This window comes from Kocuria marina, from assembly GCF_000786655.1.
Taxonomy (GTDB): domain Bacteria; phylum Actinomycetota; class Actinomycetes; order Actinomycetales; family Micrococcaceae; genus Kocuria; species Kocuria marina_A.
Genome location: NZ_JROM01000016.1, coordinates 59,620 through 81,048 on the forward strand (window position 1 = coordinate 59,620; position 21,429 = coordinate 81,048).

Below are 21,429 nucleotides of genomic sequence, written 5' to 3' on the forward strand. Positions count from 1 at the left end.
ACGTCCCCAGGAGAACCAGTGAACACCCAGCAACCCCTCGATCCCCACGGCCTGGGCCGCGTGCACTTCATCGGCATGGGCGGGGCGGGCATGTCCGCGGTCGCGCGGTTGCTGCTCGCGCGCGGTGTGGCGGTGAGCGGTTCGGACGCGAAGGACTCGGCCGGGTTGCGGCAGCTCGAGGCGCTGGGAGCCACGGTGTTCGTGGGGCAGTCCGCGGCCCACGTGGCCGACGCCGCGACGGTGGTCGTCTCCACGGCAATCAAGGAGACGAACCTGGAACTGGCCGCAGCACGTGCCGCGGGTGCGCGGATCCTGCACCGCTCGCAGGCACTCGCTGCGGCGATGCACGGCAGGAACGTGATCGCGGTCGCGGGGACGCACGGGAAGACGACCACGAGTTCGATGGCCGCCGTGGCCCTGCAGGCGGCGGGCATGGACCCGTCCTGGGCCGTGGGCGCCCACGTCCCGGATCTCGGCGCCAATGCGGGCTTCGGTTCCGGCGACTGGTTCGTGGCTGAGGCCGACGAGTCGGACGGCTCCTTCCTGACCTACCACCCGCGGATCGCAATCATCACCAACGTGGAACCGGACCACCTGGACCACTACGGCAGCGCGGAAGCGTTCTACGCCGCGTTCGAGGCGTTCTGCGACACCATCCGCCCCGGTGGGGCCCTCGTGGCGTGCGCGGACGATCCGGGCGCGGACCGGCTCGCGCGGCGTCGTCGGGACCGCGGGGAGGCCGTGCTCACGTACGGGCAGGACCCGGCCGCGGACGTCGTCGTCTCGGACGCCACGCCGCACGGCACGGGCTCGTCCTGCACGCTCACGTTCGACCGCGACGGCGCCCGGCGCACCGTGGCGCTCACGCTCGCCGTTCCTGGAGCGCACAACGTGGCCGACGCCGCGGCGGCGTTCACCGCGGGCCTCGCCGCGGGCGCGGACCCGGACCTGCTCGCCGAGGGCCTGGGCTCGTTCCACGGTTCGTCACGGCGTTTCGACCCCAAGGGCGAGGACGGCGGGGTGCGGGTCTTCGACGACTACGCTCACCACCCCACGGAGGTCGCCGCCGCGCTCACGGCCGCGCGCGACGTCGCCCAGGGTCACCGCGTGCTCGCTGTGTTCCAACCCCACCTGTACTCGCGCACCCGGGAGTTCGCGGAGGCGTTCTGCCGCGCCCTCGAGATCGCAGACCTCGCGTGCGTCACGGACGTCTTCGGCGCGCGCGAGGAACCCCAGCCGGGGATCACCGGCGCCGCGATCACCGGACACGCCTCCGACGACCGGGTGGTCTCCACCCCGAGCGCCGAGGAGGCGATCGAGACCGTGGTGGCCCGTGCGCGTCCCGGGGACGTGATCATGACGATCGGCGCCGGTGACGTGACCGCTCTCGGGCCGCGGATCCTCTCCGCGTTGGCGCAGCGCTGATGGCACGCTCCGTCCCTCCGCACCAGCCCCGTGTGGGCGGCGCTCCGTTCGACGCGGACGACGCCGCCGCGCGCGACGCCGCCGACCCGTCCGGAACCGCCGACCCGTCCGGCATCTCTGACATCTCCGGGACCGGGACGGACGCCTCGACCCCGTGGGACGCGGATTTCCCGTTCCCGACGTCGAGCCCCACCGGAATGGGGTCGTCGGCCGTGGGTCGGGGATCGCGGGGACGCACGCCCGGTGCGTCCTCGGGTGGGTCGAGGTCCGCGCGCGGCCGCGGCAGCGCGCCCGAGGACGCGATGGGCGTTGCCCCGGACGAACAGACCCTCGTCCGCGTGCACGGCGGTGCCAAGGTCACGCGTGTGGCCACGGACGAACTCGAGGCCGTGCCGAGTGCCGGTGGACGGTTCTCGACGTGGCGGGCCCAGCGCCGGGCCGCTCGCGCCACCGAGGAGGCACCCGAGGAGACCGCGGTCGAGCCCGACGAGGACTCCACGACCGTGGTCCCGTTCCCGCCGAGCCCGCATCGGCGCGCCCGGCGCCGCCGCCTGCTCGCACTGCTGCTGAGCCTCGTGGTGCTCGCGGCGCTGGCGCTCGTGGTCTTCTTCTCGCCGTTGTTCGCGACCCGCACGATCGACGTGCAGGGTGCGACCCTCACGGACCCCCGCACGGTGGAGCAGGCCCTGGCCGGGTACGAGGGAGTCCCCATGACCCGGATCTCCAAGCAGGAGATCATGGACTCGGTCGGCGACGTCCCCCAAGTGAAATCGGTGGACGTGGTGCTGCGACCCCCGCACACCATCACGGTGCACCTGCACGAGCGCGTGGGGGTCGCCGTGGTGGAGGACGGCGCCAACCTGGTGCTCGTGGACTCCGAGGGCAAGCCCCTCAGCACCGTGCCCCGGGCCCAGCGCCCGGACGTGCCCCTCGTGGCGGGTGGCCGGGGCGTCTTGAGCACCCAGAAGTTCACCGACGTGTCCGAGGTCCTGGCCGCCCTGCCGGCGGACGTTCTGTCCCGTTTGGACGCGGCCGACGCCCCGTCCGGCTCCGCCGTGGAGCTGACCCTCAAGGACGGCAAGAAGGTCCTGTGGGGGGACGCGGGGGAGAGCGAACTGAAATCCCAGGTCGTGGCCGCCCTGGTGAACTCGGACGCGACGAAGGACGCCACGCTCATCGACGTGTCCGCGCCGCTGCACCCCGTGGTCCGGTGAGAACGGGTCGGAATCGTTAAACCAGCCCCTGAAACTTCAAAGTTGGGCGTGACCAGGGGATTTATGGCAAACTCCGGTAACACGTGGGAGCATGATACGGAGAACCGGGCGGGGTTGTTATCCTTACCCTGATCGGAATATTGCACCCGCGGGTGTCAATACCTCAAGAGTTTCACCTCAAAGTTGAAGCTTTACCCCCAATCGAACATCCCTTGTTCCCGCAAGCCCACGCGAGTTAGGTGCATATGGACTCCTCAACCCCCCAGAACTACTTGGCCGTCATCAAAGTGGTCGGCATCGGCGGCGGCGGTGTCAACGCCGTCAACCGCATGATCGAAGAAGGTCTGCGCGGCGTCGAGTTCATTGCCATCAACACGGACGCCCAGGCGCTGTTGATGTCCGACGCGGACGTCAAGCTGGACGTGGGCCGCGAACTGACCCGCGGTCTCGGCGCCGGCGCCAACCCGGACGTGGGACGCCAGGCCGCCGAGGACCACGAGGAGGAGATCCAGGAGGTCCTCAAGGGCGCGGACATGGTCTTCGTGACCGCCGGCGAGGGTGGCGGAACCGGTACCGGTGGCGCGCCCGTCGTGGCCCGCATCGCCCGCTCGCTCGGCGCGCTGACCATCGGTGTGGTCACCCGCCCGTTCACTTTCGAGGGTCGGCGCCGGTCCAACCAGGCCGAGAACGGCATCGAGACCCTGCGGGACGAGGTGGACACGCTCATCGTGATCCCCAACGACCGTCTGCTGTCCATCTCCGACCGCAACGTGTCCATGCTGGACGCCTTCAAGTCCGCGGACCAGGTGCTGCTGTCGGGTGTCTCGGGCATCACCGACCTGATCACCACCCCGGGCCTGATCAACCTGGACTTCGCGGACGTCAAGTCCGTGATGCAGGGCGCCGGTTCCGCGCTCATGGGCATCGGCTCCGCCCAGGGTGAGGACCGTGCCGTGAAGGCCGCGGAACTCGCGATCGCGTCCCCGCTGCTCGAGGCCTCGATCGACGGCGCCCACGGTGTGCTGCTGTCCATCCAGGGCGGCTCGGACCTCGGTCTGTTCGAGATCAACGAAGCCGCGCGCCTCGTGCAGGAGGTCGCGCACCCGGAGGCCAACATCATCTTCGGTGCCGTGATCGACGACGCCCTGGGGGACCAGGCCCGCGTGACCGTCATCGCCGCCGGCTTCGACTCGGTCTCCCAGGAGACCAACGCGAACAACTCCTCGCCCGCGCAGCGCCAGGCGGAGAACACCCGCGCGGCCTTCGGCGGGGACGCCTCCCGGCCCTCGGGTCTGGGTCGTTCCCCGCAGCGCGGCGGCTCGTCCTACGGTGCTCCCGCCGGGGGCTTCGGGTCCCGGCAGAACCAGGACGACGACATCCCCGACGACGCCGGCTTCGACGTCGACCTGCCCGCGGAGTCGGACGCGCCGTCGTCCTCGAACAACTCCGGGCGCAAGGACTCCCTGGACTTCCCGGACTTCCTGAAGTGAGTCCGGCGGTGCGCGTCGCGCGCACCGTTCCGGGGGACTGACACCGGGTCCGGTGGCCGCGGGCACGCGGCATCGCAGCGCCCGAGCACCCCACGGCCCGAACGGCCCACGGGTGCACGACGGGGTGGTCACCGCTGAGGTGGCCACCCCGTCGACGTTCCCGCGCCCATCGCGGGATACGGCACTGGAAGGAGAGCGGCATGTGGTTCCGCAGCGAGCACCACGGCGTGGGGATCGCGTTCACGGACGCCACCGAGGGCAACCTGGCCACCCACACGGGCGACGACCCCGCGGTGGTGCGGCAGCGGCGTCGTACGCTGGAACGCGAACTGGGCCCCGGCGCTCGCGGTGTGCATTTCGTGCACCAGGTGCACGGCACCACGGTGCACGACGCCACGGGCACCGACGCGCCCGAACGGGCCCCCGAGGCGGACGCGGCCGTGAGCACGGACGGCACGCCCCTGGGGATCCTCACGGCGGACTGCCTTCCCGTGGTCTTCGTGGGCCGCACGGACGACGACGCCGTGGCGCCGGTCCTCGCGGTGGCCCACGCGGGCCGCAAGGGTCTGTTGGACGGGGTCCTGCAGCACACCGTCGGCGCGCTGCAGGACCGCGGTGCCACCGGGATCACCGCGTGGATCGGCCCTGCGGTGTGCGGGGACTGCTACGAGGTACCCGCGGAGATGGCCGAGGCGGCCGAGGCCGCGCTGCCCGGAATCGCGACCACCACGGCGTGGGGCACCCCCGGCCTGGACCTGCCGGGTGCCGCGGACGCGCTGCTGCGTGAGCGGGGCGTGAGCGTCGCGACCGCAGGCACGGATCGCAAGGCATGGTGCACGCTCGAGCACCGCGCGCTGTACTCGTACCGCCGGGACACCACACCGCAGCGATTGGCGGGGCTCGTGTGGGCCCGCAACGGGAGGGACACCGAATGACGACCACCACGGATCCGCAGGACGCGGGCCGTACCGCGGAACTCGCACAACGGTTGTCCGCGGTGCGCCAACGGATCCTGCACGCGGCCGAGGGCCGCGCACCCGAGCGCGCCCACGGGGGCGAGCTGCCCTCGCTCGTGGTCGTGACCAAGTTCTTCCCCGCACAGGACGTCCTGCGCCTGCGGGAACTCGGCGTGCGCGCGGTGGGGGAGAACAAGGACCAGGAGGCCGGGCCCAAGGCCGCGGAGGTCGCCGAGACCCTCGCCCGGCAGGAGCCTCCCGTGAGTCCTCCCGCGTGGCACTTCGTGGGTCAGTTGCAGTCCAACAAGGCCAAGCACGTGGTCAAGTACGCGTCCTGGGTGCATTCCGTGGACCGACCCTCGCTCGTCACCGCGCTCGGCAAGGCGGTGCGTTCGCACCGCGACGCGGCCCTCGCGGGGGACGCGCGGCCCGCCCCGTGCGACGACGCCGACCTGCCGTGCCTCGTGCAGGTCAACCTGGACCCGGCTGCCGAGCCGGACGGTCACCGCGGGGGAGCGCACCCGGACACCGTCCTGGAGCTCGCGCAGGCGCTCGCGGGGACCGAGGGGTTGCGCGTGGGCGGTGTAATGGCGGTGGCCCCGTTGGGCGCCGAGCCGCGGGAGGCCTTCGAGACACTGTGGGGTCTCTCCCAGGAGATGCAGCGGGAATTCCCGGACGCGCGGGCGATCTCCGCGGGCATGAGCGCGGACCTCGAAGCGGCCGTGGCCGCGGGGGCCACGCACGTGCGGATCGGTTCGGATGTTCTCGGGCCGCGGCCCGCCGTGCGGTAGCGTAAAGACGGACGACATGCGGGCCGACCTGAGTCGGTCCGTTCAGTGATTGAGGAGAGAATATGGCCGGAGCGCTGCGTCGCACCATGGTCTATCTCGGGCTGGCCGAGAGCGACGACGAGTACCACTCCGAAGAAACCCCCCGCCCTCGGGACACCCCCCAGCACGCCTCGAGCGGTTCCACGACCGCGGTGAGCGAGACCGGCAGCACCTCCGTGGCCCGCCGGTCCCCCGAGTACCGAGCCCCCGTGACCCCCATCAAGCGGGCTCCCAGTTCCCGAGAGGACGACAACGAATTGCGCACCATCACCACCGTGCATCCCCGGTCGTACAACGACGCCAAGTCCATCGGTGAGGCGTTCCGGGACGGCACCCCGGTGATCATGAACGTCTCCGACATGGGCGAGGCCGAGGCCAAGCGTCTCGTGGACTTCGCGGCGGGGCTGGTCTTCGCCCTGCACGGGTCCATCGAACGCGTCACCGCCAAGGTGTTCCTGCTGACCCCGTCCTTCGTGGAGGTCCTGGACCAGGGCCACTCCGACGAGATCGACGAGGACACCGGTTCGGTCCAGCGGGTCGAGGGCTGAGCATGGGCCTGGTGCTGTCGATCGTCTACCTCGTGGTCCACGTGCTCTACATCGCCCTGCTGGGCCGCCTCGTGCTGGACTGGGTGCAGATGTTCGCGCGCGGCTGGCGTCCCAAGGGCATGGCGCTCGTGGCGGCGTCCACGATCTACTCGTTGACCGATCCCCCCATGAAGGCGCTGCGCCGGCTCGTGCCGCCGCTGCGCTTCGGCGGGGTGGCGCTGGACCTGGGGTTCCTGATCCTGGTCTTCGCCGTCAGCATCCTGCAGGCCATCCTGGCCGGATTCCTGCTGCGGGTCTGAACGGTCCTTCCACCGGTCACGGTCACGCGGCTGTATCCTGGGCCAGAATTCACCGCGCAACGGCGGCAGTCACCACCGCGGCCCGGTCACGATCCGAGCGGTTCAGTTCATTAAGAGGAGTGAGGACATCCCATGGCTTTGACACCCGAAGACGTCATCAACAAGCGCTTCCAGCCCACCAAGTTCCGTGAGGGCTACGACCAGGACGAGGTCGATGACTTCCTCGACGAGATCGTCGTGGAACTGCGCCGGATCAACCAGGAGAACGACGCCCTGCGCAAGCAGGTCGAGACCCTGGGCGGACGTCCCGAGGAGTCCGCGGTGGAGACCTCCGCGGTCTCGCAGTCCACCGAGGACGTCCAGGAGACCACCTCCACCCCGGCCGCCTCGGTGACCGAGACCTCCGGGACCACCGTGTCCGAGCCCGTGCGCGTGTCGGACGAGCAGTCCGCGAGCACCGCGGCGACCGTGGCCCCGAGCGCGGGCACGACGACGTCGGCCCAGCCCGCCGCGACGCAGACTGCACCGACCACCGAGTCCGCCGAGTCCGCGGCCGCGGTGCTCGCCATGGCGCAGAAGCTGCACGACGACTACGTCTCGCAGGGCCAGGCCGAGCGTGAGCGCCTGATCACCGAGGGCCGCGCGCAAGCGGACCAGCTCGTGGCGGACGGCAAGCGCACCAAGGAGGAGACCCTGTCCTCGCTCGAGCGCGAGAAGGTGGACCTCGAGGCCTCCGTGGCGCAGCTGCGCAGCTTCGAGGAGGACTACCGCGGCAACCTCAAGAGCTTCCTCAACGCCCAGCTGAACGATCTCGCCAACACCGGATCGCTCGAGCCCGCTGACGCTCCCGTCTCCGCGACCACCAAGCGCACGGGCACCAAGTAAGCGCCGGTGACGGAACACACCCCTGACGCGGCGGCGGCCCCCGGGACCTCCCGGGTGGGCCGCCGCGGCCTCGTCATCTCCCTGCTCGTGGCCGCGGCCTGGTACGCGGCGGACCAGCTCAGCAAGCTGTGGGTCGTGGAGAACCTCCCGATCGGCCGGCAGTACCCCGTGATCCCCGGCCTGCTGTGGTGGGAACACATCCGCAACAGCGGCGCGGCGTTCTCCCTCGGTTCCAACTTCACGTGGGTCTTCACGATCGTGATGGCCGTGGTGATCGTTGCGATCCTGTGGAACCTGCGCCGGGTGCGGGACCCGCTGTGGGCGCTCGCCCTGGGACTGGTCCTGGGCGGTGCCGCGGGCAATCTCACCGACCGGTTGTTCCGGGAGCCCTCCTTCGCGCACGGACACGTGGTGGACTTCATCGCGGTGCCCCGCTTCGCGATCTTCAACGTGGCCGATTGCGGGGTGGTCGTGGGCGTGGTGCTGATCCTCGTGCTGATCATGACCAATCGCCAGATGGAGGTGCCCCGTGGCCGTTGAGCACACCCGCCCCACCGGTTCCGAACCCGAGTACGTGAGGGAGCGGTTCACGGCCACGGCCGAGCAGGAAGGTTCCCGGCTCGACGCCGCCGTGGCCGCCTGGACGGGTCTGTCCCGTTCGGCGGCGGCACAGTTGTGCGCCGAGGAGCGGGTGAGCTTCCGGGGACGGCCCGCACCCAAGTCCCACAGGGTGGGTGCGGCCGAGACCTACACGGTCCAGGTCCCGGTGCCCGAGGACCCTCACCGCATCGCCGCGCAGCACGTACCCGACCTGCGCGTGGTGCACGTGAGTCCGGGGTACGTGGTGATCGACAAACCCGCGGGGGTCGCCGCACACCCCTCACCCGGCTGGAAGGGCCCCACCGTCGTGGGTGCGCTGGCCGGTGCCGGGATCACGGTCGCCACGTCGGGGGCTCCCGAGCGGCAGGGGATCGTGCACCGCCTGGACGTGGGGACCTCCGGACTCATGGTCGTGGCCCGGGACGAGAACGCGTACACCGTGTTGAAGCGGGCGTTCAAGGAGCGCACGGTGACCAAGGTCTACCACACGATGGTCCAGGGCATCCCGGATCCGCTCAAGGGAACCATCGACGCTCCCATCGGGCGGCACCCGGGACACGAGTGGCGCTTCGCGGTGCTCCAGGACGGTCGCCGCTCGGTGACCCACTACGAGGTGCTCGAGGCCTTCGGGCGCGCGTCCCTCGTGGAGGTGCACCTGGAGACCGGGCGCACCCACCAGATCCGCGTGCACTTCAACGCCCTGCAGCACCCGTGCTGCGGGGATCTGACCTACGGGGCGGACCCCGCATTGTCCGCGGGGCTGGGGCTCACGCGGCAGTGGTTGCACGCGACCCGGCTCGGGTTCACGAGTCCGGACACGGGGGAGGACGTGGAGTACACGAGCCCCTATCCCGCGGATCTCGCCTATGCCGTGGAGACCCTGCGGGAGGGCGGTCCGCAGCTGTGACGGATCTCCACCGCGTCCACCCTCAGCGGGTCGGTGCGGGGTCCTAGACTGGGGCGGTGACTTCGGCGACCGGCAAAAAAGGCTTCACCCATCTCCACGTGCACACCGAGTACTCCATGCTGGACGGTGCCGCGCGCCTGACCGACCTCTTCGAGGAATGCCACCGGTTGGGCATGGACTCCCTGGCCACCACGGACCACGGTTTCGTCTTCGGGGCGTTCGACTTCTGGAACAAGGCGCGCGCCGCGGGGATCAAGCCGATCATCGGCGTGGAGGCCTATCTCACCCCGGGCACCGCGCGCCAGGACCGCTCCCGCGTGAAGTTCGCGGACGGCGGCCGCGACGACGTCTCGGGTGCCGGCGCCTACACCCACATGACCCTGCTCGCGCAGACGAGCGAGGGCATGCAAAACCTGTTCCGCGCGTCCACCAAGGCGTCGCTCGAGGGCCAGCTGTACAAGCCGCGCATGGACCGTGAACTGCTCAACCAGTACGGCAAGGGTCTGATCGCCACCACGGGCTGCCCGTCCGGTGAGGTGCAGACCCGCTTGCGGTTGGGTCAGTACGACCAGGCCGTGCAGGCGGCCGCCGAGTTCCGGGACATCTTCGGCGCGGAGAACTTCTACTGCGAACTCATGGATCACGGGCTCGGGATCGAGAAGCGCGTCACGCAGGACCTGCTCAAGCTCGCCAAGGACCTCAACCTGCCGCTCGTGGCCACCAACGATCTGCACTACACGCACGCGGAGGACGCCAAGTCCCACGCCGCGCTGTTGTGCGTGCAGTCCGGTTCCACGCTGCAGGACCCCAAGCGGTTCAAGTTCGACGCGGACGAGTTCTACCTCAAGTCCCCGGAACAGATGCGCGAGCTCTTCCGGGACTTCCCGGAGGCGTGCGACAACACCCTGGAGATCGCCGAGCGCTGCGAGGTGGACTTCGACACCTCCGCGAACTACATGCCGCGCTTCCCCACCCCGGAGGGGGAGGACGAGACCTCGTGGTTCATCAAGGAGGTCGAGAAGGGGCTGCACTACCGCTTCCCCGGGGGCATCCCGGACGACGTCCGCGAGCAGGCCGAGTACGAGAAGAAGATCATCATCCAGATGGGCTTCCCCGGCTACTTCCTGGTGGTCGCGGACTTCATCAACTGGTCCAAGGACAACGGGATCCGCGTGGGTCCCGGCCGTGGTTCCGGTGCGGGGTCCATGGTCGCGTACGCCATGCGCATCACCGAGCTCAACCCGTTGCAGCACGGACTGATCTTCGAGCGCTTCCTCAACCCGGACCGCGTGTCCATGCCCGACTTCGACGTCGACTTCGATGATCGCCGCCGCTCCGAGGTCATCCACTACGTGACCGAGAAGTACGGCGACGAGCGCGTGGCCATGATCGTCACGTACGGCACCATCAAGGCCAAGCAGGCCCTGAAGGACTCGTCCCGCGTGCTGGGCTACCCGTTCTCCATGGGGGAGCGGTTGACCAAGGCCATGCCGCCGGACGTCATGGGCAAGGGCATCTCCCTGCAGGACGTCTACGACCAGGACGCCAAGCGCTACGACGAGGCGGGGGAGCTGCGCGAGATCCTCGCGGACGATCCCGAGTCCATGAAGGTCTTCGAGACCGCCCAGGGCCTCGAGGGGCTCAAGCGTCAGTGGGGTGTGCACGCGGCCGGTGTGATCATGTCCTCGGACCCGCTGATCGACATCATCCCGTTGATGCGCCGCGAGCAGGACGGGCAGGTGATCACCCAGTTCGACTACCCCACGTGCGAGGGGCTGGGGCTGATCAAGATGGACTTCCTGGGGTTGCGCAACCTCACGATCATCTCGGACGCCCTCGAGAACATCATGCTCAACCGGGACGGGTTCGTCCTGGACCTCGAGCACCTGCCGATCGACGACGCCGGGTCCTACGAGTTGCTCGCGCGCGGGGACACCCTCGGGGTGTTCCAGCTGGACGGCGGGCCCATGCGTCAGTTGCTCAAACTGATGCGCCCCGACAACTTCGAGGACATCTCCGCGACCATCGCGCTGTACCGCCCCGGGCCCATGGGTGCGAACTCGCACACCAACTACGCGCTGCGCAAGAACGGCGCGCAGGAGATCACGCCGATCCACCCGGAACTCGCCGAACCGCTGTCGGAGATCCTGGGCACCACGTACGGGTTGATCGTGTACCAGGAGCAGGTCATGGCGATCGCCCAGAAGGTGGCCGGCTACTCCCTGGGCCAAGCGGACATCCTGCGTCGCGCCATGGGCAAGAAGAAGAAGGCGGAGCTGGACAAGCAGTACCAGGGCTTCCACCAGGGGATGATCGACCGCGGGTACTCCGAGGACGCGATCAAGGCCCTGTGGGACATCCTGCTACCGTTCTCGGACTACGCGTTCAACAAGGCGCACTCCGCGGCGTACGGGCTCGTGTCCTACTGGACGGCGTACCTCAAGGCGCACTACCCGGCCGAGTACATGGCCGCGCTGCTCACCTCGGTCGGTGACGACAAGGACAAGCTCGCCATGTACCTGACCGAGTGCCGCCACATGGGGATCACGGTGCTTCCTCCGGACGTCAACGAGTCCGAACTGAACTTCACCCCCGTGGGCACCGACATCCGCTTCGGGATGGGCGCGGTGCGCAACGTGGGGTCCAACGTCGTGCAGGCCATGGTGGACGCGCGCACCGAGCAGGGCAAGTTCACGTCCTTCACCGATTTCCTGGCCAAGGTCCCGGCGGTCGTGTGCAACAAGCGCACCATCGAGTCCATGATCAAGGCCGGCGCGTTCGACCAGCTGGGTCACACGCGCCGCAGCCTGGTGATGTGCCACGAGCAGGCCGTCGAGGACGTCGTCGCGCAGAAGAAGAAGGAGGACAACGGCGAGTTCACGTTCGACATCTTCGCGATGGGCGGCGCCGACGACGCCGAACAGGAGACGTTTTTCGTGGAGGTCCCGGACGTTCCCGAGTGGGAGCGCAAGGATTTGCTCGCGTTCGAGCGCGAGATGCTCGGTCTCTACGTCTCCGACCACCCCTTGCGCGGGCTCGACGACGCCCTGGGTCAGTACACGGACACCGCGATCGCCTCGCTGCTCACCGAGGAGAACACACGCCCGGACGGCGCGGTGATCACCGTGGGCGGGATGATCACGTCCCTGTCCCGCAGGATCGCGAAGTCCTCCGGCAACGCGTACGCGCGCGTGGAGCTCGAGGACCGGTCGGGTTCCATCGAGATCATGTTCTTCGGCAAGGCCTATGCACCCATCGCCGGGGTCCTGGCCGAGGACCTGATCTGCGTGATCAAGGGCCGCATGCAGCGCCGCGACGACGGTTCCATCTCGATCTCCGCCCAGGAACTCACCGTGCCCGAGTTGAGCGTGGACGGTTCCTCGGGACCCGTGTGCGTGGCACTTCCCGAGCACCGGGCCACGGAGGCCGTGATCCGCCGGATCGGTGAGGTGCTGCGCAATCACAAGGGGGATTCGGAGGTGCGGATCCACCTGGACACGCGCCGCAGCGTCCAGGTGATGCGCCTGGGCCCCGAGTACCGGGTCAACCCCTCGCCCGCATTGTTCGGTGACCTCAAGGTCCTCCTGGGCCCGGCCTGCCTCGAGGCGTGACGCCGCGGCGCCGGGCGCGTCACCGGGCGCTCGTGACCGAGCGGCGTCGAACGGGCCGCGGTTCGACGCCGCACGGGTAGTTGCGCGACGCTGCCCAGGCCGCCGCGCGGCGTCGGACGTGTCGCTGCGTGACCTCGGCATGCCCGGTGCGCGGCTTCGAGCCGTGTGCGGGTGTTGCCCGAGCGGTCGGTGCGGGGCGCGATTGTAGACTGGGCGGGTGAGTGAGTACAGCCTTGAATCCGCATCCCCGGCGACCACCGGTTCCCACCTGCGGGTCATCGACCTGCGGGGACGGCACCTGGACTGGAACGAGCTGCGTGCCGCGGTGCCGCGCCAAGCGTCGTCGTCGGTCGCGGAGGCGGAGGACAGTGTCCGCTCGATCATCGAGGACGTCCGCGCGCGAGGTGCACAGGCCCTGCGGGACCTCGCACGGAAGTTCGACGGCGTGGACCAGCATCGGATCAGGGTGGCGCCCGAGCAGATCGGGCGCGCGGTGGCCGAACTCGACCCCGCGGTGCGCCACGGACTGGAGTCCGCGATCGAGCGCACGCGCACCTTCGCCCGGGCGCAGCGGCCGCAGGACGTGAGCGTGGAGGTCGCCCCCGGTGCCGTCCTGCACCACCGGTGGACCCCGGTGCGTCGCGCGGGGCTCTACATCCCCGGGGGACTGGCCGTGTACCCGTCCTCGGTCATCATGAACGTCGTGCCGGCCCAGGCAGCGGGCGTGGAATCCGTCGTGCTGTGCTCGCCGCCGCAGAAGGACTTCGGCGGACTGCCCCATCCCGTGATCCTGGCCGCGGCCGGTCTGCTCGGCGTGGACGAGGTGTGGGCCGTGGGCGGCGCCCAGTCCCTGGCCGCCATGGCGTACGGGATCACGGACGGTGAGGACGTCCTGGAACCCGTCAACACCGTGACCGGCCCGGGCAACATCTTCGTGGCCATGGCCAAGCGGCAGTTGCGCTCCGTGGTGGGCGTGGACGCCGAGGCCGGCACCACCGAGATCGCGGTGCTCGCCGACGACTCCGCGGATCCGAGGTTCGTGGCCGCGGACCTGCTCTCGCAGGCCGAGCACGATCCCGCCGCGGGGTCCGTACTGATCACCGATTCCCAGGACTTCGCCCGCGCGGTCGAGGAGCAGCTCGCGGTCCAGGTGCCGGCCGCCAAACACCGTGAGCGGATCGCCACGGCACTGGGTGGACCCCAGTCCGGGGTCGTGCTCACGGACGACCTCGACCAGTCCGTGGCCGTCGCGGACGCGTACGCCGCCGAGCACCTCGAGATCCACACGCGGGACGCCTCCGCGGTGGCGGCGCGAGTGCGTAACGCCGGCGCGATCTTCGTGGGCCCGTACAGCCCCGTGCCCCTCGGGGACTACGCCGCCGGCTCCAACCACGTGCTCCCCACCGGCGGGACCGCGGTGTTTAACTCGGGGCTGCAAGCGGCGTCGTTCATGAAGGCCGTGCAGGTCATCGAGTACAGCAAGGAGGCGCTCGCGCAGCTCGAGGACGACATCGTCGCGCTCGCGGACACCGAGGACCTGCCCGCTCACGGTCGTGCCGTCACGATCCGTTCCGAGGCGGACTCCACCGCGCCGGGCCGGGAAGGCTGAGCCGTGCACTGCCCGTTCTGCCGGCACAACGACTCCAAGGTGGTGGATTCCCGCACCTCGGACGACGGCACGTCCATCCGCCGACGCCGCCGGTGCACCGAGTGCGGCCGACGCTTCTCCACGCTCGAGACCACGACCATCTCGGTGATCAAGCGCTCGGGGGTGACCGAGCCGTTCGACCGGCAGAAGATCGTCAACGGCGTGCGCAAGGCGTGCCAGGGTCGCCCGGTCAGCGAGGACGACCTCGCGATGCTCGCCCAGGAGGTCGAGGAATCCATCCGTGCCTCCGGCAGCGCGGAGGTCGAGGCGCACGACGTGGGCCTGTCCATCCTCCCGCCCCTGCGCCGACTGGACGTCGTGGCCTACCTGCGGTTCGCGTCCGTGTACCAGGCGTTCGACGACCTCGAGGACTTCGAGCGCGCAATTGACGTGCTGCGCGATCAGCAGGCGGAGCTCGCGGGTCAGCAGACCCTCGTTCCTCCCGCCGCGGGTCCGGGTGGCAACGGCGGCGTACGACGTCGCTCGGGCCGGCGCCCTTCGCAGGGCACGGACGCGGCGTCGGAGGACACTGCCGCGGAGGCCCCCGAGGACGACACGGTACCGAAGAAGGCCGCTCCGGCGCGGCGTCGTCGGGCCAAGAAACCCGCGGAGACGCCCACGCAGCCGCGGTTGCTCTGAACGTCACAAGTCTCATGTCTGCCGGGTGAACGCGCACGTCATGGACGGGTTCGGCACCCGGACCGCTCTCAGGGGCGTGCTGTTACTCTCTGGTTGTGCATACGACTCAGGGCGCCGACCACGACCCCGCGCAGCAGATCGACATCCTCCCCGCGGCCGCCGCGGACACCCAGCGCGCCGCCGCAACCCTGGCCCGGGCGTTCTCGGTGGACCCCCACGTGGTGGGTCTGCTCCCGCCCGGTGACGTGATCGGGTCGCTGACCGTCCTGTGGGAACGCATCGTGCGGGAGACCCTGCAGGCGGGCGGTCACGCGTATCTCGCCGCGCGGCGGGGTGAGGAGCAACCGCTGGGCGTGGCCCTGTGGGAGGCCCCCGGGAGCAAGGTCTCGATCCCTCGGATGCTGCCGGGCCTGCTTGCCTACGCACGGGTGTTCCGTGATCGCCTCCCCGATGCCCTTGCAACCGAGTTCCTGGCCCACCGCCAGCACCCGGCCACCCCGCACTGGTACCTCAAGGCCGTGGGGACCCTGCCCGATCTGCAGCGGACGGGCGTGGGGAGCATGCTGCTCAACGAGCGGCTCGCCCACATCGACCGCGAGCACACGGGGGCGTACCTCGAGGCCTCCACACTGGACCTCGTGCCCTTCTACTCGCGTTTCGGGTTCATCTCCCGGGGGCCGGTGCCGTCCCGCGGGACGGTTCCCGCGATCGGGATGTGGCGCCCGTCCGTGGCGTGAGGGACCGCAAGGTTCCCTCCGGGTCCCGCGAAGATCGCCCTGAGATGCGCCGTGCGCACCTGTGCGAGTTCGATGCTGCCGGCGATCAATGCGGCCACGGCGCGCTGGATCGGAGAGGTGGGGAAGGGCGGGGGCCAAATGGGCCGCTCGTGGGTGGAGGGATCGTAAACCTGGGTCATGCGTCCGAGGCTAAGCGGGCGCACGACGCCGCAGAACGGCCGGATGCGCCCCTGTGGATAACCGATCGCAGGTGCCCGGGCCATGTCGCGACCCCGGCGCGGCGGACTGGACGCCCGTTCGCCGTACATGTGGTGGGCCTTACCGGGATCGAACCGATGACATCCACGGTGTAAACGTGGCGCTCTACCAGCTGAGCTAAAGGCCCGGGATCGGGTGGGCACGACTGGACCAGCTGCCAGCACCCGATTGCGGATCAGCCTACCCGCAGGTCACGGCGGGACCCAACACGATGCGCGAGTCCGCGTGTGATGTTGACCACGAGAGGTTCCCCGTCCGGCGTCGCGTTTGACACCGCGCGGTCACGATGCGTTAACCTGATGATGTAAACGCGGTCGGTTACGTGTTTTGTACGAGGGGACGCTGGTGCGCTAGATCGCTTTCGGGCGTGACAGATACGGCGGTTCGATTCCGTCGGTCTCCACCACTTCGAAAAATCCCCGGGACCCGAGTCCCGGGGATTTCTGCATGTCCAAGCGTCTCCGGGTCTGTCCGAGCGTGTCCGGGGGAACATGCGGCAATCGCTGCAACCCCACAGGGCGGGTGCGTAGGCTAGGGGCCATGGCAGCAGAAAAGAAAGCTCACATCGGTGTCACCGGCCTGGCCGTGATGGGCGCCAACCTGGCCCGCAACTTCGCGCACCACGGGTACACCGTGGCCCTGCACAACCGTTCCGAGGGCAAGACCAAGGCCCTCATGGAGGAGCACGGTTCCGAGGGGGACTTCATCCCCACCGAGACCATGGAGGAGCTCGTCGATTCCCTCGAGAAGCCGCGCCGCGTGCTGATCATGGTCAAGGCGGGCGCGCCCGTGGATTCCGTGATCGAGCAGCTGACCCCGCTGCTGGACGAGGGCGACATCATCATCGACGGCGGCAACTCCTACTTCCAGGACACGCGGCGTCGTGAGCGCGAGTGCGCGGAGAAGGGCCTGCACTTCGTGGGCGTGGGCGTCTCCGGCGGTGAGGAGGGCGCCCTCAACGGCCCGTCCATCATGCCGGGTGGTTCCGAGGAGTCCTACAAGAGCCTGGGCCCCATGCTCGAGGACATCTCCGCCAAGGCGGACGACGGCGCTCCGTGCTGCGCGTGGATCGGCACCGACGGCGCGGGTCACTTCGTGAAGATGGTGCACAACGGCATCGAGTACGCGGACATGCAGGTCATCGGTGAGGCGCACGAGCTGCTGCGTTCCGTGGCCGGACTGGAGCCCGCCGAGCAGGCGGACGTGTTCGAGGAGTGGAACACCACCGAGCTGTCCTCCTACCTCATCGAGATCACCGCGCAGGTCCTGCGCCAGGTGGACTCCCGCACGGGCAAGCCCTTCATTGACGTCGTCGCGGACGCCGCGGGTCAGAAGGGCACCGGCCGCTGGACCGTGCAGGAAGCCCTGGAACTGGGTTCCCCGGTCACCGCGATCGCCGAGTCGGTGTTCGCCCGCGCCCTGTCATCGTCCGAGCCCGCGATGCGCAAGGAGGCCCAGGAGGTGCTGCCTGCCGGCATCGGCGACACCACCGAGGACGTCGTGAAGGACCCCGGGTTCGTGGAGGACGTGCGCAAGGCGCTGTACGCGTCCAAGCTCGTGTCCTACGCGCAGGGCCTGGACATGCTCACCATGGCCGGGCGGGAGTACGGCTGGCAGCTGGACCTCGCGACCATCGCGAGCCTGTGGCGTAACGGCTGCATCATCCGCGCTGAACTGCTCAACGTGATCATGGCCGCGTACCAGGGGGACAAGGCCCCGCTGAACCTGCTGTTCGCGCCCGAGTTCATCGAGTCCATCGAGGACGCGCTGCCGTCGTGGCGCCGCGTGGTGGCACGCGCCGTCGAGCGCGGCATCCCCGCCCCGGTGTTCTCCTCCGCGCTCGCGTACTACGACGCCCTGCGCCGCCCGCGACTCAACGCCGCCCTGACCCAGGGCCTGCGGGACTACTTCGGTGCCCACACGTACAAGCGCATCGACGACCCGGACTCCAGCTTCCACGTGCTGTGGAGCGGGGACCGCTCCGAGGTCGTGTCCTGAGCACGTGAACCGTGGGCCGCTCCCCAGATTGGGAGGCGGTGGCGAGAACGGGCCGGGCCCCCACGTGGGGGACCCGGCCCGTTCTCGTCGAACCCGTCTGGTCGTAGGCGTCAGATCCACATCGCGGGATCGATGTAGGTCGCGGGGTCCACGAGCGGTTCCTGCTTCTCCGGGGTGCGCCGGCGCACCTTGCCGGGGATGCCGGTCACGATCGAGTCCTCGGGGACGTCCTTGACCACCACGGCGTTGGCGCCCACGGAGGAATCGTGGCCCACGGTCAGGGGACCCAGGATCTTGGCACCGGCACCGATGGTCACGCGGTCCTGGATCGTGGGGTGACGTTTGACGGGTTCCAAGGAGCGACCACCGAGGGTCACGCCGTGGTAGATCATCACGTCGTCACCGATCTCCGCGGTCTCGCCGATCACCACACCCATGCCGTGGTCGATGAAGAAGCGCCGACCGATCGTGGCGCCCGGGTGGATCTCCACACCCGTGGCCCAGCGGGCGAGCTGGGACACCGTGCGCGCCAGCAGCCGACGGTCCGGGTTGCGCCACAGCCGGTGGGACAACCTGTGGGCCCAGATGGCGTGCAGCCCCGAGTAGTTCAGAGCGATCTCCAGGTTGGACCGCGCCGCGGGGTCGTGCGTCCGAGCCGTGTCGAGGTCCTCGTTGAGTCTGCGCCAGAAGCTCACGTGTGTTTCCTCTTCCGTGGTGTGCCGGGGGTGGGGCCGCCCGCCGTGAAGAACGGGTGCCCGGGATGCGCCACGCGTACGGCACGCATCCCGGACACCCGCACGGTCGGGTCGAGTGGATCAGCCCCGGATGTCTTCGTACAGGATCGTGGAGATGTAGCGCTCACCGAAATCGCACACCACGGCGACGATGAGCTTGTCCCGGTTCTCCTCCTTGGCAGCCTCCTGCAGGGCGGCCCACACGATGGCGCCCGAGGAGATGCCGCCCAGGATGCCTTCCTGGGTGCCGAGCTCGCGGGCGTACTTCACGGAGTTCTCCACGGTGACGTCGTAGACGTCGTCGTAGATCTCGCGGTCGAGCACGTCCGGGACGAAGTTCGCGCCGAGACCCTGGATCTTGTGGGGGCCGGCCTTGCCCTCGGTCAGCAGCGGGGAGTCGGAGGGCTCCACGGCCACGAGGCGGATGTCCGGCTTCTGCTCGCGCAGGTACTTGCCCGCGCCGGAGATGGTCCCGCCCGTGCCGATACCGGCCACGAAGACGTCCACGGCGCCGTCGGAGTCGTTCCAGATCTCGGGACCCGTGGTCTCGTAATGCACCTGGGGGTTGGCGGGGTTGGCGAACTGGCTCGCGAGGATCGCGTTGTCCGAGGAGTCCACGATCTCCTGGGCCTTGTCCACGGCGCCGCGCATGCCGTCGGCACCCGGGGTCAGCACGATCTCCGCACCGTAGGCACGCAGCATGACCCGGCGCTCGGTGGACATGGTCTCGGGCATGGTCAGGATGACCTTGTACCCGCGGGCAGCACCCACCATGGCCAGGGCGATGCCCGTGTTACCGGAGGTGCCCTCCACGATCGTCCCACCGGGCTTGAGCTGGCCGGAGGCCTCGGCGGCATCCACGATGGCCTTGCCGATCCGGTCCTTGACGGAGTTGGCGGGGTTGTAGAACTCGAGCTTCACGGCCACGTTGCCGGGGAGGTCCTTGTCCAGGTGGTTCAGGCGGACGAGGGGAGTGCCTCCCACGACCTCGGTGACGTCGTTGTAGATCTTGCCCATGACATGTCTCCTGTTCAGTCGGTCCGCGGGGCATGGCACACGTGCTGGTCCCCGCACAGAGTCTTCTCCAGCGTATCGGTGGCCCGGGTGGCGGCTCAGTCGTTCAGCCACACGGCGTAATGTTGGCGCACCTTCGCGAGCTTGGGGTTGATGATCACTTGGCAGTAGCCGTTGAATGGTTGGTTCCCGTAGAAGTCCTGGTGGAAGTCCTCTGCCTCGTGCACGGGCCCGAGCGGCTCGATGGTGGTCACCACGGGATCGTCGAACAGGGTCTGCGCCCGGGAGATCGCGGCCTCGAAGAGGTGCCGTTGCTCGTCGTCGGCGGGGAACATGGCGGAGCGGTACTGCGTGCCCACGTCGTAGCCCTGGCGGTTGAGCGTGGTGGGGTCGTGGCCCGTGAAGAACAGGTCCAGAATCACGTCGGCGGGAACCACGGAGGGATCGAACGTGACCTCCACGGCCTCGGCGTGGCCCGTGGTGCCCGAGCACACGGACTCGTAGTCGGGGTGGTCCGTGTGCCCTCCCGTGTACACACTGCGCACCCCCTGCACGCCGCGCACCCTGCGGTAGACGGCGTCCAGGCACCAGAAGCAGCCACCGGCCAGCACGAACGTCTGCGGTGTCGATGAAGTCATGCCCATTACAACGCGTGACGCGCCAGAAGATTCCCGCCGCTCGCCCAGCGCGAACTCCTAGGATGAGGCCATGAGCACCGAACGCCCGTCCGACGCCCCGCCCACGCTTGAGGACGTGCTCGCCGCCGCGGACACTCTGTGGCCCTTCCCGTTGCAGGAGGACTGGGACGCGTCCGGGCTCGTCACGGGGCGGGCGGAGCAGCCGATCCGGCGGATCCTCTTCGCGGTGGATCCCGTGGCCGCCGTGGTGGACGAGGCCGTCTCCAGGGACGCGGACCTGTTGCTGACCCACCACCCGCTGTTGCTGCGCGGGGTCACGTCGGTGGCCGCGCACATGTTCAAGGGCCGCGCGATCCACGACCTCATCGAGAACCGCTGCGCCCTGCTGTGTTGCCACACGAACGCGGACTCCGCGCGCCGGGGCGTGTCGGACGCGCTGATCGCGGCGTGCGGTGTCTCTCCCGACGACGCCGCTCCGCTCGTCCCGCACGACACGGACCCCCGCGTGGGGCTGGGTCGGGTGGGGACCCTGACCACGCCGGTGACGCTGCGCGAACTCGCGGACCGACTCGCGCAGCGGATCCCGCCCACGGCGCAGGGCCTGCGCGTGGCCGGCGATCCCGAGCGACCCGTGAGCACCGTGGCGGTGTGCGGGGGCTCCGGGGACTCCCTCTTCGACGAGGTCCGGGCCCACGGGGCGGATGTGTTCGTGACCGCGGACCTGCGCCACCACCCGGCCTCCGAAGCGCGGGAAGCCGCCCTGGGCCCCGGGGGATCGGGCACCCCTGCGCTGATCGACGTCGCCCACTCCGCGAGCGAGGCCCTGTGGTTGCCGTGGGCCGCCGAGGACCTGCGGCACGAACTCGAGCGGCGGGGATTCGCCGTGGAGACCTCCGTCAGCTCGCTGCGCACCGATCCGTGGGACTTCCGGATCGACACGCCCGGGACCTGAAGCACACGCGGACCTACCACCGCACTCAACCAGCCGCACCCCAGGA

Annotated in this window: 18 protein-coding genes, 2 tRNA genes and 1 pseudogene; 17 read left to right on the forward strand and 4 right to left on the reverse strand. The window is 69.5% G+C overall.

Annotation, left to right across the window (positions count from 1 at the left end):
- Positions 1–18 precede the first annotated feature (18 nt).
- The 14 genes and pseudogenes from murC to AS25_RS03025 all read left to right on the forward strand — a co-directional run bounded on the left by murC (position 19) and on the right by AS25_RS03025 (position 15,789).
- Entirely contained in the window at positions 19–1,425 is a 1,407-nt protein-coding gene (murC, locus tag AS25_RS02960; RefSeq protein WP_035961239.1) for a UDP-N-acetylmuramate--L-alanine ligase, read from the forward strand.
- Complete coding sequence (locus tag AS25_RS02965; protein ID WP_253270452.1) at positions 1,425–2,639, forward strand: cell division protein FtsQ/DivIB; 1,215 nt, start codon at positions 1,425–1,427, stop codon at positions 2,637–2,639. The genes murC and AS25_RS02965 overlap by 1 nt, the downstream gene beginning before the upstream one ends.
- A 245-nt stretch (positions 2,640–2,884) precedes the next feature.
- Positions 2,885–4,129, forward strand: coding sequence for a cell division protein FtsZ (gene ftsZ / locus AS25_RS02970; RefSeq protein ID WP_035961243.1), 1,245 nt, complete (start codon positions 2,885–2,887; stop codon positions 4,127–4,129).
- 200 nt (positions 4,130–4,329) lie between these two features.
- Complete coding sequence (locus tag AS25_RS02975) at positions 4,330–5,064, forward strand: purine nucleoside phosphorylase YfiH/LACC1 family protein (protein ID WP_035961248.1); 735 nt, start codon at positions 4,330–4,332, stop codon at positions 5,062–5,064.
- A complete protein-coding gene (locus AS25_RS02980) occupies positions 5,061–5,876 on the forward strand; it encodes a YggS family pyridoxal phosphate enzyme (RefSeq protein WP_035961250.1) in 816 nt (271 codons plus the stop codon). The genes AS25_RS02975 and AS25_RS02980 overlap by 4 nt, the downstream gene beginning before the upstream one ends.
- Positions 5,877–5,938: 62 nt before the next feature.
- Positions 5,939–6,463 carry a cell division protein SepF gene (locus AS25_RS02985; protein WP_035961254.1) on the forward strand — a complete coding sequence of 175 codons (525 nt, stop codon included), beginning with the start codon at positions 5,939–5,941 and terminating at the stop codon, positions 6,461–6,463.
- Positions 6,464–6,465: 2 nt separating this feature from the next.
- Complete coding sequence (locus tag AS25_RS02990; RefSeq protein WP_035961259.1) at positions 6,466–6,762, forward strand: YggT family protein; 297 nt, start codon at positions 6,466–6,468, stop codon at positions 6,760–6,762.
- Between the two features lie 132 nt (positions 6,763–6,894).
- Positions 6,895–7,647, forward strand: a complete 753-nt coding sequence (locus AS25_RS02995; RefSeq protein ID WP_035961265.1) for a DivIVA domain-containing protein — start codon at positions 6,895–6,897, stop codon at positions 7,645–7,647.
- 6 nt (positions 7,648–7,653) lie between these two features.
- Complete coding sequence (gene lspA / locus AS25_RS03000) at positions 7,654–8,187, forward strand: signal peptidase II (RefSeq protein ID WP_035961271.1); 534 nt, start codon at positions 7,654–7,656, stop codon at positions 8,185–8,187.
- Positions 8,177–9,154 (forward strand): RluA family pseudouridine synthase, encoded by a 978-nt coding sequence (locus tag AS25_RS03005; protein ID WP_156960876.1) that lies wholly within the window; start codon positions 8,177–8,179, stop codon positions 9,152–9,154. Before lspA ends, AS25_RS03005 begins: the two co-directional genes overlap by 11 nt.
- Positions 9,155–9,270: 116 nt before the next feature.
- Positions 9,271–12,765, forward strand: a complete 3,495-nt coding sequence (gene dnaE, locus AS25_RS03010) for a DNA polymerase III subunit alpha (protein WP_052160710.1) — start codon at positions 9,271–9,273, stop codon at positions 12,763–12,765.
- Positions 12,766–12,982: 217 nt separating this feature from the next.
- Positions 12,983–14,374: a histidinol dehydrogenase gene (gene hisD, locus AS25_RS03015; RefSeq protein WP_035961281.1), complete on the forward strand. Its 1,392-nt coding sequence runs from the start codon at positions 12,983–12,985 to the stop codon at positions 14,372–14,374.
- Positions 14,375–14,377: 3 nt separating this feature from the next.
- A pseudogene (nrdR, locus tag AS25_RS03020) lies at positions 14,378–14,836 on the forward strand (transcriptional regulator NrdR); the annotation flags it as partial.
- Positions 14,837–15,147: 311 nt separating this feature from the next.
- The gene (locus tag AS25_RS03025; RefSeq protein ID WP_035961293.1) at positions 15,148–15,789 is read left to right on the forward strand and encodes a GNAT family N-acetyltransferase; all 642 of its coding nucleotides are present in this window, start codon (positions 15,148–15,150) and stop codon (positions 15,787–15,789) included.
- 309 nt (positions 15,790–16,098) lie between these two features.
- On the opposite strand, the gene AS25_RS03030 is transcribed toward AS25_RS03025, so the two are convergent.
- Positions 16,099–16,174, reverse strand: a tRNA-Val gene (locus AS25_RS03030).
- A 208-nt stretch (positions 16,175–16,382) separates the two neighbouring features.
- On the opposite strand from AS25_RS03030, the gene AS25_RS14510 reads away from it, so the two are divergent.
- Positions 16,383–16,453: transfer RNA gene (locus tag AS25_RS14510), tRNA-OTHER, on the forward strand.
- A 134-nt stretch (positions 16,454–16,587) separates the two neighbouring features.
- A complete protein-coding gene (gnd, locus tag AS25_RS03035) occupies positions 16,588–18,045 on the forward strand; it encodes an NADP-dependent phosphogluconate dehydrogenase (protein ID WP_035961300.1) in 1,458 nt (485 codons plus the stop codon).
- Between the two features lie 110 nt (positions 18,046–18,155).
- Here the strand turns inward: gnd and epsC are convergent, their stop codons facing one another.
- From epsC to msrA, 3 genes are all read right to left on the reverse strand, one after another.
- Positions 18,156–18,740 (reverse strand): serine O-acetyltransferase EpsC, encoded by a 585-nt coding sequence (epsC, locus tag AS25_RS03040; RefSeq protein WP_035961303.1) that lies wholly within the window; start codon positions 18,738–18,740, stop codon positions 18,156–18,158.
- A gap of 120 nt (positions 18,741–18,860) precedes the next feature.
- Positions 18,861–19,796, reverse strand: coding sequence for a cysteine synthase A (cysK, locus tag AS25_RS03045; protein WP_035961305.1), 936 nt, complete (start codon positions 19,794–19,796; stop codon positions 18,861–18,863).
- 95 nt (positions 19,797–19,891) lie between these two features.
- Positions 19,892–20,431 carry a peptide-methionine (S)-S-oxide reductase MsrA gene (gene msrA / locus AS25_RS03050; protein ID WP_035962271.1) on the reverse strand — a complete coding sequence of 180 codons (540 nt, stop codon included), beginning with the start codon at positions 20,429–20,431 and terminating at the stop codon, positions 19,892–19,894.
- A gap of 70 nt (positions 20,432–20,501) precedes the next feature.
- On the opposite strand from msrA, the gene AS25_RS03055 reads away from it, so the two are divergent.
- The gene (locus AS25_RS03055; protein WP_035961306.1) at positions 20,502–21,383 is read left to right on the forward strand and encodes a Nif3-like dinuclear metal center hexameric protein; all 882 of its coding nucleotides are present in this window, start codon (positions 20,502–20,504) and stop codon (positions 21,381–21,383) included.
- Positions 21,384–21,429: the final 46 nt, after the last annotated feature.

What these genes read in the sequence shown, in the direction of transcription:
- AS25_RS02965 (WP_253270452.1), top strand. Translation starts at nt 1,425, where the DNA reads ATGGCACGCTCCGTCCCTCCGCACCAGCCCCGTGTGGGCGGCGCTCCG.
- ftsZ (WP_035961243.1), top strand. Translation starts at nt 2,885, where the DNA reads ATGGACTCCTCAACCCCCCAGAACTACTTGGCCGTCATCAAAGTGGTC.
- AS25_RS02975 (WP_035961248.1), top strand. Translation starts at nt 4,330, where the DNA reads ATGTGGTTCCGCAGCGAGCACCACGGCGTGGGGATCGCGTTCACGGAC.
- AS25_RS02980 (WP_035961250.1), top strand. Translation starts at nt 5,061, where the DNA reads ATGACGACCACCACGGATCCGCAGGACGCGGGCCGTACCGCGGAACTC.
- AS25_RS02985 (WP_035961254.1), top strand. Translation starts at nt 5,939, where the DNA reads ATGGCCGGAGCGCTGCGTCGCACCATGGTCTATCTCGGGCTGGCCGAG.
- AS25_RS02990 (WP_035961259.1), top strand. Translation starts at nt 6,466, where the DNA reads ATGGGCCTGGTGCTGTCGATCGTCTACCTCGTGGTCCACGTGCTCTAC.
- AS25_RS02995 (WP_035961265.1), top strand. Translation starts at nt 6,895, where the DNA reads ATGGCTTTGACACCCGAAGACGTCATCAACAAGCGCTTCCAGCCCACC.
- dnaE (WP_052160710.1), top strand. Translation starts at nt 9,271, where the DNA reads ATGCTGGACGGTGCCGCGCGCCTGACCGACCTCTTCGAGGAATGCCAC.
- gnd (WP_035961300.1), top strand. Translation starts at nt 16,588, where the DNA reads ATGGCAGCAGAAAAGAAAGCTCACATCGGTGTCACCGGCCTGGCCGTG.
- cysK (WP_035961305.1), bottom strand. Translation starts at nt 19,796, where the DNA reads ATGGGCAAGATCTACAACGACGTCACCGAGGTCGTGGGAGGCACTCCC.
- msrA (WP_035962271.1), bottom strand. Translation starts at nt 20,431, where the DNA reads ATGACTTCATCGACACCGCAGACGTTCGTGCTGGCCGGTGGCTGCTTC.
- AS25_RS03055 (WP_035961306.1), top strand. Translation starts at nt 20,502, where the DNA reads ATGAGCACCGAACGCCCGTCCGACGCCCCGCCCACGCTTGAGGACGTG.